This is a genomic window from Bdellovibrio sp. CKG001 (assembly GCF_055397465.1).
On sequence record NZ_AP029173.1, the window covers coordinates 754,597 to 769,534 of the forward strand.

Below are 14,938 nucleotides of genomic sequence, written 5' to 3' on the forward strand. Positions count from 1 at the left end.
GATTGATTTAGTTGATTTTTAGCGAGGTTAGTTCCATTTTTTTAAGCTACAAAGGGCTTACGGTGGATGCCTTTGGCACTAAGAAGCGATGAAGGACGTGGTAAGCTGCGATAAGCTTCGGGGAGTGGCACACACACTTTGATCCGGAGATTTCCGAATGGGGAAACCCACCATTTATGGTATCACTCAATGAATACATAGTTGTTTGAAGCGAACGAGGGGAAGTGAAACATCTCAGTACCCTCAGGAAGAGAAATCAATTCCGAGATTCCCCCAGTAGTGGCGAGCGAACGGGGAACAGCCTAAACCTTCTTCATTAATTTGAAGGAGGGGTCGTGGGACCGCGATGTGGGACCGGAGAAGTTAGAGTAACAGTCTGGAAAGTCTGGCAAGATAGGGTGATAGCCCCGTACTCGAAAACTTCGAAGGCCCTAGCGGCATCCCGAGTACCACAGGACACGTGAAATCCTGTGGGAATCTGTGAGGACCACCTCATAAGGCTAAATATTCCTTAGTGACCGATAGTGAACAAGTACCGTGAGGGAAAGGTGAAAAGAACCCCGAGAGGGGAGTGAAATAGAACCTGAAACCGTAAGTCTACAAGCAGTTAGAGCCCCTTAAGTGGGCGATAGCGTACCTTTTGCATAATGAGTCAGCGAGTTATGTTTGCATGCGAGGTTAAGCCGTTGCAGGTGGAGCCGTAGCGAAAGCGAGTCTGAATAGGGCGATTTAGTATGCAGGCATAGACCCGAAACCCGGTGATCTAATCATGGACAGGTTGAAGCGAGGGTAACACCTCGTGGAGGACCGAACAAGTTGAGGTTGAAAACTCTTTTGATGATCTGTGATTAGGGGTGAAAGGCCAATCAAACTGGGTGATAGCTGGTTCTCCCCGAAATATATTTAGGTATAGCGTCAGGTAAAAAATATCATGGAGGTAGAGCACTGAATGGGCTAGGGGTCTTTACCGGATTACCAAACCCAAATAAACTCCGAATGCCATAGATATGTTCCCTGGCAGGCAGACTCAGGGTGATAAGGTCATGAGTCGAGAGGGAAAGAGCCCAGACCAACAGCTAAGGTCCCTAAATGCACGCTCAGTGGAGAACGTTGTGGAGTTACTTTGACAACTAGGAGGTTGGCTTAGAAGCAGCAATCCTTTAAAGAAAGCGTAATAGCTCACTAGTCTAGTGACTCTGCGCGGAAGATACAACGGGGCTAAGCGTGTTACCGAAGCTTTGGATTAAGATATTTTATATTTTAGTGGTAGGGGAGCGTTCTAGTGTAGGATGAAGATTGACCGGTAGGACAGTTGGACGAACTAGAAGTGATCATGCTGACATAAGTAGCGTTGAACTCGGGTGAAAAACCCGGGCGCCGAAAACTCAAGGATTCCTGGGTAAAGATAATCTTCCCAGGGTTAGTCGAGCCCTAAGACGAGGCCAAATGGCGTAGTCGATGGCAAAACGGTTAATATTCCGTTACCTAATAAATCGCGCTTAAGGAATGACGGTGTAGGATATCACAGCCTCTTATTGGATTGAGGTGTAAGCATGTAGGAGGATCAGTAGGCAAATCCGCTGGTCGTAACTCTGAGGTGTGAATGCGAGGGACTTGTCCCGGAAGTGTGAAAAGCCATGCATCCAAGAAAAGTTTCGTAAGTTTAGTTTTATTAGCTCGTACCGTAAACCGACTCAGGTGAGTGGGGTGAATATCCTAAGGCGATGGGGTGAATTTTGGTCAAGGAACTCGGCAACTTAACACCGTAACTTCGGGAAAAGGTGTGCCCGCGAGAGTGTAAGGATTTACTCCCCAAGCTTTTTCGGGTCGCAGAGAAATGGGAGTAGCGACTGTTTATCAAAAACACAGGTATGTGCAAAGTCTCAAGACGAAGTATACATACTGACGCCTGCCCGGTGCTGGAAGGTTAAGAGGATTTGTTAGCGCAAGCGAAGCAGAGAATCGAAGCCCCAGTAAACGGCGGCCGTAACTATAACGGTCCTAAGGTAGCGAAATTCCTTGTCGGGTAAGTTCCGACCTGCACGAATGGCGTAACGACTTCTCCGGTGTCTCGACCAAATGCCTCGCGAAATTGAATTCTCGGTGAAAATGCCGAGTACCCGCAGAAAGACGGAAAGACCCCGTGAACCTTTACTGTAGCTTGGCAGTGATTTTAGAGTTGGCATGTGTAGGATAGGTGGGAGACTTTGAAGCAGTGGCGCTAGCCATTGTGGAGTCAACCTTGAAATACCACCCTTGGCACCTTTGAAATCTAACCTGCTGCTCTTTACGAGCAGAGGGACACTGTCTGGTGGGCAGTTTGACTGGGGCGGTCGCCTCCCAAAAAGTAACGGAGGCGCGCGATGGTCCCCTCAGCCTGATTGGAAACCAGGCGTCGAGTGCATTGGCATAAGGGGGCTTGACTGCGAGACCTACAAGTCGAGCAGGTGCGAAAGCAGGCCAAAGTGATCCGGTGGTCCCGCGTGGAAGGGCCATCGCTCAACGGATAAAAGGTACTCCGGGGATAACAGGCTTATTCCATCCAAGAGTCCATATCGACGATGGAGTTTGGCACCTCGATGTCGGCTCATCACATCCTGGGGCTGGAGCAGGTCCCAAGGGTTTAGCTGTTCGCTAATTAAAGTGGTACGCGAGCTGGGTTCAGAACGTCGTGAGACAGTTTGGTCCTTATCTTCTGTGGGCGTATGAGATTTGAGTAGACCTGTCCTTAGTACGAGAGGACCGGGATGGACGAACCTCTGGTGTTTCTGTTGTCGCGCCAGCGGCAATGCAGAGTAGCTATGTTCGGAATTGATAACCGCTGAAAGCATCTAAGCGGGAAGCAAACTACAAGATTAGATCTCACTGGGGCTTCGGCCCCCTAAAGACTCCTTGGAGACTACGAGGTTGATAGGCTGAAGGTGTAAGTGTGGTAACACATTGAGCTGATCAGTACTAATAGGTCGTGAGGCTTTTTTAAAATTTTTCTTCTCAGGCTTCGGCTTGACGAAGATTTCGTCTCAAAGACTTCCTTTTAAAGGAACGAGAGACTAGCTCTCTGAATAAGTAAGAGAGTGATTGATGGGACTAACCGTTAATCGCTAAAAATCAATTAAATCAATCATTCGATTGTAACTAAAAGAAGTAACTTCTCCATTTGTGTTGGAAGCAAGTTGCAAAGAACAGAAAGGTTAGTGTAAGAAGCTAACCACTTTGACTTAATAAACGCTTTGCTGGTGTTTATAGCAGAGGGGCCACACCTGATCCCATTCCGAACTCAGAAGTTAAGTCCTCTTGCGGCGATGGTATTGCATGGGCGACCATGTGGGAGAGTAGCACGATGCCAGCTCTTTTTTACTCGAACCCGACTTACGAAAGTAAGCCGGGTTTTTTTTTGCCTGAAAACTGGTTCTAGATATAAAAAAGCCCGGCAGTGCCCGGGCTTTTTCTGTTTTTGAATAGGTGTTTGTCTATCAAATATGTCTTTTGAAGGCTTTCCAGAAGGTTGAATAGTCTTCGATGAAAGGCATATGCCCAAGGCCGTTAAGTTCTTCCAGCTTTGCCTGTGGAATGAGACGAGCGGCTTGTTTTCCTAAGGTGGGATAGTTTCCCATTTTCTTTTTCATCTTCTCTGGTGCCCAGGCTTTTCCTATCGCCGTTCTATCGCGTTGGCCGATAATCAGAACAGTTGGCACTTTAACATTTTTAAATTCATAATAGACCGGCTGTGTGAAAATCATGTCAGCGGTTAAGGCAGAATTCCAGGCAATTACCGGATAGTCTGGCCCCTGAATCCATCCCGTGGGAATCTCCAACCACTTGTCATATTCTGATTTCCATTGTCCATCGTAGTAACTATCTAACTGGTACTGTTTAATTTTCTCAGCAGAGCTAGCAAGTTCCGAGCGATAGATGTCCTCCACTGGCCGGTAACCTGTCATGGTTTTCCAATCCTCAAGACCGATTGGATTGACTAGGAAAAGTTGGCTGACAGATTCCGGGAACATTAACGCCATTCGGGTGGCCACCATGCCGCCCATCGAGTGTCCGAGAAGTTTGTATCTGTCGACTTCCAGATACTTTAGAAGATTCTGAGTGTTTTGTCCCAATGTGTGGAAGCTGTATTGGTAGTAGCTGGGTTTGGTGGATTTTCCGAAGCCGATTTGATCAGGCACGATGATGCGGAAGCCTTCGGCCTTTAAAGAATTAATGAGCTGTTCAAAATAGGCTCCGGGAAAGTTCTTTCCATGAAGAAGAACAATAACACCTTTGCTTTCTTTTTCCGGCTTGATGTCCATATAGGCCATCTTCAGCTCTTGACCTTGCGACTTGAAGTTGTAGTAGCGCACCGGGAATGGATATTTGTACTGCGACAATACGGCATCGAAGCCCTTCGTTGGGGAAGTCTCTTGCTGAGTTATAGATTCTATTTTTCTTGGCTGAGATGCGCAGGCCGAAAGCAGCATCAAAGCGGGCAGAAGGAAGAGGCGCTTTTTCATCATAAAAGGTTCTCCTTGTTGATTTTTTTAACGAGTCACTGAGAAGGACTCGTTCTTTTAATAGCACTGACCGAAAAACTATTTCCGTGGTTGCTGCGGACTTTGGGGTGTTGGCGGAGCCGTGGTTTCTTCAACAGGGGCGGCTGTTGCAGTTGGAGATGTATCTGTTCCTGGGACATCTTGTAGAGAAGTTGTGGCGTCTTTTTTTGCCGGACCTTCAGTGGTTTTTTCCGGAATGATCTTGTTAAGATCATTCATCGTGTAAGTGCGACCGATCTCAAAGATTTTGTTTTTTGATTTGATATTGAACAGACTGGCTTGAATGATCACGCCGGGATTCTCGTCGTCAGGCAGATCCACGATTTCCAGCTCCAGATAGTTGGCACCTTGTTTTACCCGCTGGATGTTCGGGCGTTCTTTTCCAAGAATTGTTCGGGCGAGGGTGGAGTTCATGCGGATTTCCACGGTGGCGATGTCCTTCCACTCCGGTGGGAGCTGGCCTTCGGCTTCAAGATTCTGAAAATCATCGTTGATCATTTTTGCCAGCTGCTGGGCTGGAGTCAGTTGTACACATGCTGCAGACTCTTTCTTTTCGGATTTTTTTGGAAGATCCAGGTCCTCTTTCAAGATGGTATATCCAATCGTAAGGGCTGCCAGAATGATGAGTGTGCCAAGAAGCTTTGCGACCATGATGCCGACTCCTGTATGTAAGAGCCCTCTACCAATGAGCTTTGTGTAGGGGCAGAGAATATAGCTGCTCATTTATTATGTGAAAGAACGAAAGGCGCGACAAAGCCTTTACCCCAGACAGACGAAAATCGCTCCTTCGGCCTAGGCCTCCAGAAAAAACTAACCCCTTGAAATTGCAGTCAAAAAAGTGTCCTTCGCGGGCTTCTGTCAAAGATATCGACAAACCTGGAGGTGCAGGGGTCTTGAAATGAAACATAAAAATTCCAGTGATTTCAGTGGTTTGTAAAAAACACCCGATCTTGGCACTGAGATTGGAAGTAAAGGGGTGAGAGAGGTGTGTCTATGAAAACACTCACTAAGATGGCTGCCATTTCCTTCTTCGTAGGACTTTACGTGGGATGTTCCCCTGTGAAGTTCTCTTTGGACGACAGCAAATGTAAAGACTCCGGGTGCGTGGTGGAAAACGGCAAATACGCCTTTAATTACACGCAAACGGCGGGTCGTGGAAAGGTCGATATTTTGATCGTCAACGACAACTCCGCTTCGATGTCTTTTGAGCAGGCACGCCTGGCGCCACGATTTAGAAACTTTATTGCGGAACTCGACAATCAAAAAATTGACTATCGTATCGCGATGACGACAACGGATGTGAGCGGTTCCCGCGGTGGAAATTTGATTTATTATAAAGAAGGGACTCCTTATATCACTCCGGCTCACACCGATCGTATGTCCCTGTTCGACAATACAATTCAGCGCCCGGAGACTTTGGCGTGTGAAAAGTTTATTGCAAAGTGGATTCGGGATCGTGGTGGTGATGTGAACTCCATAAACTCCTCAGAGTACTCCACGAAGTACTCTCAGAACTGTCCTTCCGGGGACGAACGCGGTGTTTATGCTGCAAATATGGTTGTGAAGAACAATCCATCAAGCTTTATCCGCAACGATGCTCACTTGGCGGTGATTTTCCTTTCGGATGAAGATGAAAGAAGCGGCCTTTATGGCGAAAACGGATATGTTCTGGATCAAATGGATCAGCCGAACTATCTGATCACGAATGTTAAAAACAGCCTGGGAGCTGACAAGTTCAACTCTTTGAGTGTGCACTCTATTGTTGTTAAAGATAATACTTGTTTGACTCAACAAAACAGCCAGGCGCTGGATGGATATGCTCCAACCACAGGCCTTGTGACTGGCAGTATTGGCAATGTTTACCTGTCCTTCGCAACAGCCGGTTGGGGTGTGGCAGCAGACATTTGTTCCTCTGACTATACTTCCCAGTTGGGTCAGATCCGATCTAAAATCACGGATCGTATCAAGGATATTATGCTGAACTGTGCAAATCCGAGTGATCTGATTGTGACGGTTTCAGGGACACCTGTGGGTTACTACCTGGATGGTAAAACACTGCGCTTTAATCAGTATCTGTCGCCGGGTACCAGTGTGAACTTGTCCTATAAGTGCGATGCCCTTCAGTAAGAAGAGGACGATTTAAAATCACCAAAAGGCAAAGCTGCAAATCGGCTTTGCCTTTTTTCATTTTGAGACTCTGGTCCGCAAAAACCAAGCTGCTTCGTTTAAAGACAGCAGGATTTGTATAAAATGAGACGTTTTACAGTGAAGTTGTGTAAAAGTGATGAAATTCAAAACTTTGTAAATGCGAGTTGGTTTCAAACTGGATCAAACTTTTTTGATCAGACATTTTGACGATCCAGGTGCTTTAGTCCTGTATTACGTTTCCGATAAACTAGTTATGGGTATGTTAGACAGATACAAGAAAAAGGGCGGCTTTTATCAACTATTGCAACTTCTTGAAACTTCTCCAGCGGCGAAGCGAGAGCAATTCCTGGGGTTGATTGGCGGGGAAAGCCCTGCATGGGAAGAGGCACTTCGCAAGCGCATCCTGACGATCACACGCGTTTATAGCTGGGACGGTCAATACTTGGTGGAGATTTTCTCTCGCGTTCAGCCCCTGACGTTGGCCAATGCTCTGCATGGAAATCCTCAGGAGCAGGTGGACAGTCTCTTAAGCTGCCTGCCGCCCATTTCAAAAAGAAAAATCACTGATATGATGGCCGAGTCATCGCCAACGCCGGCGGAAAAGTCGACTTGTATTTCAAAAATGCTGTCGGAAGTTCGTGGCTTTGTTTCTCAAGGTATTATTCGCCTGGAGAAAGTGGATCCTGAACTGCACATTCCTGAAAACATCGAAGAGCTTCTGAGTGTGAATGCCTTTGCCACACCGACATTTGATATGTCTGCGTCGGCACCGGCCAAGTCTGACTCTAAACCCAATATCGTGGGCGAGTCAGATCCTGCGGCCCAGCAGGAAAATGAGTTCCTGAAACGCAAAGTGAATCAGCTTTCCTCGGAAATAAATGCCCTGAAGCATGAAAATTCGGTTCTTAAAGACAAGCTTTCGCAAATTAAGAAAATTGCATAGAGCACTTTCTAAAGATGAACATAAAACACAAAAACCGCTCTTTAACGAGCGGTTTTTTGTTTCAGGATGGAGCAATTCCCGAGCACGGCTGGCACAGGGCCAACGAGTTTATTACTCAAATCCTGTCCTTTCATTATTGCCCCCTTTCTGGAATTGTTTGGGAAAATGTCGAGACTTTAGACAATCTGAGTTTTTTCTAAACCAGCTAAAAACCGCCCCCGATAAGCCTTTCGAAGTACGTGAGGTAGAAAAATGGCAACGCAGTTTAGCAGCGTGTTTATCGGTACGATGGCGGTGTTATCAATTTGTGCGGCATCTTTGGCTCAAGCCCAGGTTCCAACAGTCGATCTTGAAACTCAGTTCTATCAGGAGCTGGCAAAAGAGTCCGGTCAGGATGTCCCTTCTGCCAAAGGCCTCTTTGAGGAAGTGCCCGATGGTCTGAGTACGAAAGAGATCTCCCCAGGCTGTGATCCTCGTCGCTTTGAAGACAGTGTGGTGGGTCGCAAACTGACCACTGCTCAATACTACAATGTGGCGCGGGCGTATTTCAAAAAATGTTCAGGTGAATTGACTCAACGTTCTTGGACCGGAATGTTGGGCTTGCTGAAGTTTTCCAAGTATCAGTATCCCTTCCTGTCTCACCCACAGGTGAAAGAATTCACTGTGAAACTTTCGGATGGAACAAGAGTTCCAGGAATTCTGGCGCTGAAGCAGGATACTCGCCCACGTCCTTTGGTGATCGTGAAGTGCGGGGTCTTCTGTTCTGCGGCTCAGACAGCCTCCATGAAAAGCTATCTGATGCACTTGTTTGACCAGTCTCCTTTTAATGTTCTGTTGCTGGCGAATCAAACGGGTATGGACTATATCTATTTGAACAAACGTGTCACCTTGGGCGGATGGTCTGAAGGCTTCGAGGCCATCGAGGTGGGTAAATGGATGCTTCAGAAGTGGGAGCATAAGGACCGCATTTCCAGTCTGCACTTTATGGGAATCAGCCTGGGCGGCAATGCCGCTGTTCTGGGGGCTGCTTACAATGACAAGTATCTTTTGCCAAATGGTGGCAAGGTCTATAATTCGGTGACGGCGATTTGCCCGGTGATCAGTTTGCGTCCGACGTTGGATCATCTGTACGGGACCCAGATCGTCGGCCGAGCTTTTGCGAAAATGACCAAAGAGCATTTCAAAGAGGCCCGTAACTACGTCACTGATGTACCGGATCTTATCAGCGACAGTAAAATTCCCTCAAATCGCAGAGACATGCCGGACTATATTGCAACACTGGCCTCCACTTCATTGCAGCGTCGTGGGATTGCCAGCACGCCATCGGCCTTTATGAAAAGCAACAACTTCTGGAACTGGAAGGATGAGGTTAAAACACCTCTGATGATCTGGGCTTCCAAAGACGATATGGTTGTAAATAATGGCATCAACGCCGAAGTGATGGAGCATGATGATGTCTACGAAAAGTCCGCACAAGTGGGTGTCCTGAATCTTAAATACGGCAATCACTGTGGCTTCTCTTCCTCTTATGGTGCACAGGCTTCAGCGGCCGTGCTACGCACCTTTGTTCTGACCCACAGTCCTGAGTTTGTGGATAGCTATGATACCAAACAACAGCTTCCATGGAGCTGGGGTTTCAAGAAGCTGAGTTCCCAGTACGAGCATATTGGTCAGAACTGGCATTTCTTCTCTAACTCAAATCAGGCCAAGGTTGTCTTCCGTTTGTTCAATTGGAACGGGGGTCGTGACTGTGCGGAAAATGGCCCGTGGTCCGGCAATGGCACTTGCGTCAGCACTCGTGAATATTGGATTCCGATTTCCCAGCTTAAACAGATGGGGGCTCGTGTGCCTCGAACAGATGCTGAAGCACAGGCCTTGACCCGTGAGTTTAACACGAAAGTGGAATTCCGTATCAAAGGTCATCCTTTGAATGGTACATACAGTAACGACTTCTATATGACATGGAGAAGTCACTTCGAGTAATGAAAGAAAAAAGAATTCTTATCACCGGCTTTTTGCCCTTTCTGGGAGAAAGCATGAATCCCAGCCAAGTCCTTCTTGAAAGAATCAAGAGGGATTTGGCTTTTCAGGATCGGATCGACACCTTGCTGTTGCCGGTGTCTTTTCAACAGGCTAGTCCGTTGTTAGTGCGGCAGCTGGGGCTTCAAGGGTATGAAGCTGTTCTGATGCTGGGGCAAGCTGGTGGGCGCAAAAAAATATCTTTAGAGCAGGTGGCTCTGAATTGGATTGAAACCGAACACCCTGATGAAGACGGGTTTGTCCCCCATAGGGGAGTCATTGAATCTCAATCCGAAGGTGCCTATTTCACGGACTTGCCATTGCCTGTGTGGAAAGCTCTGCTTGAAGCAAATCAGCTCCCCGCCGAGATCTCCCTGAGTGCCGGGGGGTATGTTTGCAATCACCTGTACTACCAGACCTTAAAGACCATCCGCGACCGGGGTTTGTCCGTTCAGGCTTGTTTTATCCATGTCCCTTATTTACCCGAGCAGACAGCAGGCAAGGCGCCCGGGACGCCGTTTATGGAGCTGGACCAAATGGAGAAAGCGATTCATTTAATCCTCAAAGCTCTTATAGAGAAGCCTATCTCAAAATAAACGCCACCGAATTTCCTGAACCTTTACTGAAGATGCTTCGTCTAAAGTTTCAATAGGAGGATAGACATTATGCAAAACCTCATAATAGCAGTCGCAATGGCCATGACCTTGAGTGCGGGAACAGCCTGGGCTCGCGGCGAGGGGCACGGCGGGGGTCATCACAAAGGGGATGAGATTTCTCCCTTGGAAAAGCATTTCAGTCCTAAGAACATGAAGGATCTGGGGCTGACTGACGAACAAAAAGAAAAATTAAAAGCCATTCGACAGGCAAATCGTGTGGAGTCCGAGAAGATCCGAGAGGAAATGAAGGCGGCCCGCAAGGCGTTCAAGGAGTCCCTACGCACCAGTGCAACAAAAGAGGATGTGACGAAGGCCTATCAGTTGATGTTGGATAAGAAGAATCAGTTGTCCAAGAGCCGTCTGGATTCATTGTTGAACGCTCGGGATATTCTGACGGACGATCAAAAAGCCAAGCTTTTCGGCAAGACTGCAAAAGAGGATTAGGTCTTTTGTGAGTTTGCACGAGGCTGAACAGTTTTCCGAGTTTTATAAGGCCCATGCAACAAAAGTGCGGGGTCTTCTTTTCCGTCTGGTCGGAGAGGGCGTGCTGAATGATCTGACTCAGGAGGCCTTTCTGAAGGCCTGGGAAAACCGTCATCGCTTTCGCGGGGACAGTGAGGCTTCCACCTGGTTGTACCGAATCACCTATAATTGTGCAGTTGATTATCTTCGCAAAAACAGGAAAAGCGCGGAGGTCGAGACTGACAATCTTGAAGAGCGCTTGGAGCAGGACTTTTCTAATCGCGAAATTGTGGATCTGGTCCTGAGATCCCTGGAAACTGATCTGCGCGTCGTGGTTGTATTATTTTATCTGGAGGAACAATCGCTGCGGGATATCTCAACGATCCTGGATATTCCAGAGGGCACAGTGAAGTCGCGGCTGAACACGGCCCGACAAAGAATGAATGACCTTTTGCAAAAGAAAGGAGTCAAACTATGAGCGACGATCTTAAGATATTTTTGAAAGAAAATGCCTCGCCCGTGCCACCTAGTCCTCTGGGAGAGGACAGAGCCATATGGCGCAAGATTGAAGATAAAAAACGCAAGCGCAGGGGGGCTTGGCTGGTTCTGGTACCTCTTTTGACGGCCTCCATGGCTGTCGTGGTGATGGTTGGAAATCCTCGACCGGTAACGGTTCCTGAGGTTTCAGGGGAGGAGGATTATCTGTATCAGGAGTGGCAGGATTTCGCCAAAGAGGTGGATTCGGATTATGATCCAGAGATGGTCATAATGTTTGCTGAAAAATAAAGACGCGACTTCAACGAAGGAAGCCGCGTCTTGTATTCTTAGACCTAGGTGACTTTAACGAATTTCTGAAAGAGCTCTTCTTAGAGCCTCTTCATCTTTAACTCCGACAAATATCAATTCAGCTCTGCGGTCACGGGACTTGATTCCGGTGGAATCGGTGGCCCCTTTACCCACGGCTTCAACGTTGGTGAAACCATTTCGCTCAATGATAGCTTTCACGGAATCAGCGCGGGCTTGGGAAATTCTTTGGTTGGTTTCTTCAGAGCCTGAAGCGTCGGCAAAGCCGTGAACCTCCACTCTTTCAACCAGGTCAGGATTTTCATTCAGTACCTTGGCCACCTGGGACAGCTTACGTCGGTCGGCGCCAGAGATCGCGTACTGAGAAGAACGGAACTGAATCGCACTGCCAGCACCGGCAATCATGTTCATGTTCACGTCTTTAAGGGCGGATTCTGGAGCCTCCATGGCGGCCACAGGACGCGCAGGCTCGGTTCGCTGGTATGTAGGTTCAGCAGGTTCTGCCGGCTCTGTTGCCGCAGTGGAGCGAACGGAGGTTTTGTAAGCGCCGGGGTTCCAACCGATTTGCAAATCGATCAGGTACATATTCACCAGACCATCAGTATTGTTGGTCAGGGACTCGGCACGCAGACCCAGGCGGGCCAGCCAGCTTGGCGTCATATTGAACTCTCGGAGCAGTTGCAGCCCGACGAAGTGAGCATCGGCCTGGTCTGCCAGATAGTTTTCCCCTTGATTGTACAGCTGGTTAGCAACCACACCCAGTTGCCAGCGGTTGTCAAATCTGTAGCGGGCCGCAAACTCCAGGGCGCCATCGGTGATGGCCGTTTCCTGGCCGTCGCCGGCTTGAGAGAACTGCTGGTTGTTCACACCATACCCCAGATCCATGACCCAGGGACTTTCCAGATACCATGAACCCAAGAGTTTAATTGTCGATGGTGTCCCCTCTGCGGCACCGTTGGTGTCATAGCCCGTATAACCACCGCCAAGGCCAATGAACGGAAGAACTCCGCGAGGTGCGACTTCAGCCTCCTCTTTGGAGAATTCCAATGCACTCGTTGTTGCTGAGTCTTGGTTGGCCTGTGCCGTCAGGCCGACACTAAGCAAAGCTGTTAGAATGATCGTTTTCATAGTCTTCTCCTTTTTTATGGAACGCCTTCAGTATTGATCTTGGGTTTTATGGGTCAATTTTTTGAAGGAAGATTGAGGTTATTTTGTCGAGATAAATAGAATTGGATATATCCAAAGTAGGGGCGTTGAGCCTATAATTGTTGAATGCCACATGTAAGATTTCGTGCTGTTAAGAAAGAAGACGTCCAAAAACTCAGTCAATCCCTGCCCGCCGAATTGGCGCGTTCAATGAACACACCTCAGGACAATTTTACCTTTGAACTGGTGCAAACACAGTTTTTCAGTGGGGGAGCTGAGACAGCATCCTATCCTTTTATTGAGGTGCTGTGGTTTGCACGCCCCCAGGAAGTGCAAAATGAATGTGCCGGGATCATCACCCGACAACTGAAGCAGCTGGGACCCTATGAGGATGTTGTGGTAGTTTTCCACGTGCTGGCAAAAGAGGCCTATTACGAAAACGGCCGTCATTTCTAGGTCTCCCGTAGGAAGTGTCAAAAGATTGGACAGTTCTTCAGAAGGCTGAAGGTGCCTTCATTGAGCTTCGTCAGGTATTTCTTTCATGGGGAGTGGGGCGGAGGCCCTCTAAATTCGTTTTCAAGATGCCATCTCTGTAACATGCTTCTTGCTCTACTGGCAGGTGCAAACGAATGGAGATGACATGAAAGCTTCTTTAGTTGGGGCCGCAGCGGCCGTACTTATGAGTGTTTTAACTGGCAGCTTTGCTGGAGCCCAGGACTCTGTGGCGCAGGTGGTGAGCAAGAGCCAGTTGATCGTTGGAAAGCAGTACTACATTTCTACTGACATGTTGAATGTTAGATCCAGCAACTCCACAACGGCCAGCAATATCGTTGGAAAACTAAATCGCAACGACGTGGTGGAGATCTATGATCTTTTAAATGAGGCCTCTCCTCTGGTTCAGGTGAAAATCATCAGCTCCTCGACCGTGTCCCCTTATCTGGCATCTGAATTCTACGTGTCCAAGGACTATCTGAGTGATAAGCAAATCACTTTGCCGACATCGCGCTATTTCGTGATTCAGAATATTGCGACGGAAAAGACTCGTATCTATGAGCGTTGCACAACCTCTCCTGGCTGCCCACACAAAATGGTTATGGAAACAGACACCGTGGTCGGTCGTCCTGAAGAGGGTGATAAAAATGATCCAAACGCCTACAAAACCTGGGTGGGACATTCTCGTATTTCTGAATGGGTGAAGTTCTATCAGGATGGCAAAGGTTTCTATCCGCGTTGGTATACTCCAGGGCAGTCCTTGAAAGACATCCCAGGTCCAGTGACAGACAGCATGAGTTTGTACATGGGTGCAAGAAAGTGGTCTGTGAGAAATGATCAGGGCAAATCCTCCATCCACGGTGCGTTTGGTTGGTATGCTGCCAAGTTGACACCGGCGGGTGAAAACGGTGGAGTTAACTATCAGTGGATCCACGGTACAATTGGCTGGGGTAAAGATGGTGCCAAGCCCATTGAAATCACTCGAATGAAGATGATCAACTTCTTCAGCAACCCGGGTTCTCACGGTTGCACACGTTTGGAAAATCAGGCCGTGGCCTACATGAGACACCTGTTGGGTCCGGGCACAGACATCTACCGTGTTTATGCGCGTGAGGCGACTCGTGATGCATCCTTGTCCAGATACCGTGATGCTCAGATCCCACTTCCTTGGGATTGGATGTTGTTGACGAACGGCGCGGCTCAGTCCAATGGTTTGACGGCGGATGCGGCGACGATTCGTGCGCAGGGTATCTCGGTTCACAGTGGTAACTTGATTGAAAAAGGGACATACCGTGTGGATCGTTATCCGACAGTGGCTGGTCTGAACTATAAGAAGTCCGCTTCTTCTGGCTTGTCAGGTGACCGCTATGAGATCGACGAAAAAGCGAAGAACGGCCAAACAAACTTCCGTGGCTACTTCCTGATCGATGAAGGTCGTTTCGTGGACTACGCTCATCCGAATTACAAAGCGACTGGCGGTGCGGTTCGTATCGGTGGTCTGCCTGACTTCACGAATTCTGTTCCGGAAATCCTGCAGGCGGCACGTGGCAATATCGTGATCCCTGAGGTTGTTCGCTAAGATTTCACTTACAGATGACTGCTGAAGGCCAAGGATGATATCCTTGGCCTTTCTTATTTGTCCGAAGAGTTGTTAAATCCCATAAACACAGTTGCCGCAAAAGAGTACCTTTGGGAAATAACAAATTGAGACCCTTTCCGAGCTGAGGGAC

General features: G+C 48.1%; 12 protein-coding genes and 2 rRNA genes. 11 read left to right on the forward strand and 3 right to left on the reverse strand.

Annotated elements, in window-relative coordinates; genetic code table 11:
• Positions 1–39: 39 nt before the first annotated feature.
• Together ACZ50P_RS03740 and rrf are read left to right on the forward strand one after the other, a co-directional pair.
• Positions 40–2,980 (forward strand): 23S ribosomal RNA (locus tag ACZ50P_RS03740).
• A gap of 252 nt (positions 2,981–3,232) precedes the next feature.
• Positions 3,233–3,349 (forward strand): 5S ribosomal RNA (gene rrf / locus ACZ50P_RS03745).
• Positions 3,350–3,473: 124 nt separating this feature from the next.
• Here rrf and ACZ50P_RS03750 read toward each other — a convergent pair.
• On the reverse strand, positions 3,474–4,499 hold the full coding sequence (locus tag ACZ50P_RS03750) for an alpha/beta fold hydrolase (RefSeq protein WP_464135172.1): 1,026 nt from the start codon (positions 4,497–4,499) through the stop codon (positions 3,474–3,476).
• A gap of 78 nt (positions 4,500–4,577) precedes the next feature.
• Entirely contained in the window at positions 4,578–5,189 is a 612-nt protein-coding gene (locus ACZ50P_RS03755) for a hypothetical protein (RefSeq protein WP_464133538.1), read from the reverse strand.
• A gap of 342 nt (positions 5,190–5,531) precedes the next feature.
• Here ACZ50P_RS03755 and ACZ50P_RS03760 point away from each other — a divergent pair, with 342 nt between their 5' ends.
• The 7 genes from ACZ50P_RS03760 (at position 5,532) to ACZ50P_RS03790 (ending at position 11,552) form a co-directional block, all read left to right on the forward strand.
• Positions 5,532–6,665: an MIDAS family adhesin gene (locus ACZ50P_RS03760; RefSeq protein WP_464133541.1), complete on the forward strand. Its 1,134-nt coding sequence runs from the start codon at positions 5,532–5,534 to the stop codon at positions 6,663–6,665.
• Between the two features lie 280 nt (positions 6,666–6,945).
• Entirely contained in the window at positions 6,946–7,629 is a 684-nt protein-coding gene (locus ACZ50P_RS03765; protein ID WP_464133543.1) for a FliG C-terminal domain-containing protein, read from the forward strand.
• A gap of 252 nt (positions 7,630–7,881) precedes the next feature.
• Positions 7,882–9,612, forward strand: coding sequence for a hypothetical protein (locus ACZ50P_RS03770; RefSeq protein WP_464133546.1), 1,731 nt, complete (start codon positions 7,882–7,884; stop codon positions 9,610–9,612).
• Entirely contained in the window at positions 9,612–10,244 is a 633-nt protein-coding gene (locus ACZ50P_RS03775) for a pyroglutamyl-peptidase I (protein WP_464133548.1), read from the forward strand. Before ACZ50P_RS03770 ends, ACZ50P_RS03775 begins: the two co-directional genes overlap by 1 nt.
• Before the next feature lie 69 nt (positions 10,245–10,313).
• The gene (locus tag ACZ50P_RS03780; protein WP_464133551.1) at positions 10,314–10,748 is read left to right on the forward strand and encodes a Spy/CpxP family protein refolding chaperone; all 435 of its coding nucleotides are present in this window, start codon (positions 10,314–10,316) and stop codon (positions 10,746–10,748) included.
• A 7-nt stretch (positions 10,749–10,755) separates the two neighbouring features.
• Positions 10,756–11,244 (forward strand): RNA polymerase sigma factor, encoded by a 489-nt coding sequence (locus ACZ50P_RS03785; RefSeq protein ID WP_464133553.1) that lies wholly within the window; start codon positions 10,756–10,758, stop codon positions 11,242–11,244.
• Positions 11,241–11,552, forward strand: coding sequence for a hypothetical protein (locus tag ACZ50P_RS03790; RefSeq protein WP_464133556.1), 312 nt, complete (start codon positions 11,241–11,243; stop codon positions 11,550–11,552). The genes ACZ50P_RS03785 and ACZ50P_RS03790 overlap by 4 nt, the downstream gene beginning before the upstream one ends.
• 54 nt (positions 11,553–11,606) lie before the next feature.
• On the opposite strand, the gene ACZ50P_RS03795 is transcribed toward ACZ50P_RS03790, so the two are convergent.
• Positions 11,607–12,698, reverse strand: coding sequence for an OmpA family protein (locus ACZ50P_RS03795; protein ID WP_464118124.1), 1,092 nt, complete (start codon positions 12,696–12,698; stop codon positions 11,607–11,609).
• A 144-nt stretch (positions 12,699–12,842) separates the two neighbouring features.
• On the opposite strand from ACZ50P_RS03795, the gene ACZ50P_RS03800 reads away from it, so the two are divergent.
• Together ACZ50P_RS03800 and ACZ50P_RS03805 are read left to right on the forward strand one after the other, a co-directional pair.
• A complete protein-coding gene (locus ACZ50P_RS03800; protein ID WP_464133558.1) occupies positions 12,843–13,172 on the forward strand; it encodes a DUF1904 domain-containing protein in 330 nt (109 codons plus the stop codon).
• A gap of 184 nt (positions 13,173–13,356) precedes the next feature.
• Positions 13,357–14,787, forward strand: coding sequence for a L,D-transpeptidase family protein (locus ACZ50P_RS03805; protein WP_464133561.1), 1,431 nt, complete (start codon positions 13,357–13,359; stop codon positions 14,785–14,787).
• Positions 14,788–14,938: the final 151 nt, after the last annotated feature.

Bases quoted from the DNA above. Each gene is read 5' to 3' on its own strand.
- ACZ50P_RS03805 (WP_464133561.1), top strand. From the start codon at position 13,357: ATGAAAGCTTCTTTAGTTGGGGCCGCAGCGGCCGTACTTATGAGTGTT.
- ACZ50P_RS03790 (WP_464133556.1), top strand. From the start codon at position 11,241: ATGAGCGACGATCTTAAGATATTTTTGAAAGAAAATGCCTCGCCCGTG.
- ACZ50P_RS03765 (WP_464133543.1), top strand. From the start codon at position 6,946: ATGTTAGACAGATACAAGAAAAAGGGCGGCTTTTATCAACTATTGCAA.
- ACZ50P_RS03800 (WP_464133558.1), top strand. From the start codon at position 12,843: ATGCCACATGTAAGATTTCGTGCTGTTAAGAAAGAAGACGTCCAAAAA.
- ACZ50P_RS03780 (WP_464133551.1), top strand. From the start codon at position 10,314: ATGCAAAACCTCATAATAGCAGTCGCAATGGCCATGACCTTGAGTGCG.
- ACZ50P_RS03760 (WP_464133541.1), top strand. From the start codon at position 5,532: ATGAAAACACTCACTAAGATGGCTGCCATTTCCTTCTTCGTAGGACTT.
- ACZ50P_RS03775 (WP_464133548.1), top strand. From the start codon at position 9,612: ATGAAAGAAAAAAGAATTCTTATCACCGGCTTTTTGCCCTTTCTGGGA.
- ACZ50P_RS03755 (WP_464133538.1), bottom strand. From the start codon at position 5,189: ATGGTCGCAAAGCTTCTTGGCACACTCATCATTCTGGCAGCCCTTACG.
- ACZ50P_RS03795 (WP_464118124.1), bottom strand. From the start codon at position 12,698: ATGAAAACGATCATTCTAACAGCTTTGCTTAGTGTCGGCCTGACGGCA.
- ACZ50P_RS03770 (WP_464133546.1), top strand. From the start codon at position 7,882: ATGGCAACGCAGTTTAGCAGCGTGTTTATCGGTACGATGGCGGTGTTA.
- ACZ50P_RS03750 (WP_464135172.1), bottom strand. From the start codon at position 4,499: ATGAAAAAGCGCCTCTTCCTTCTGCCCGCTTTGATGCTGCTTTCGGCC.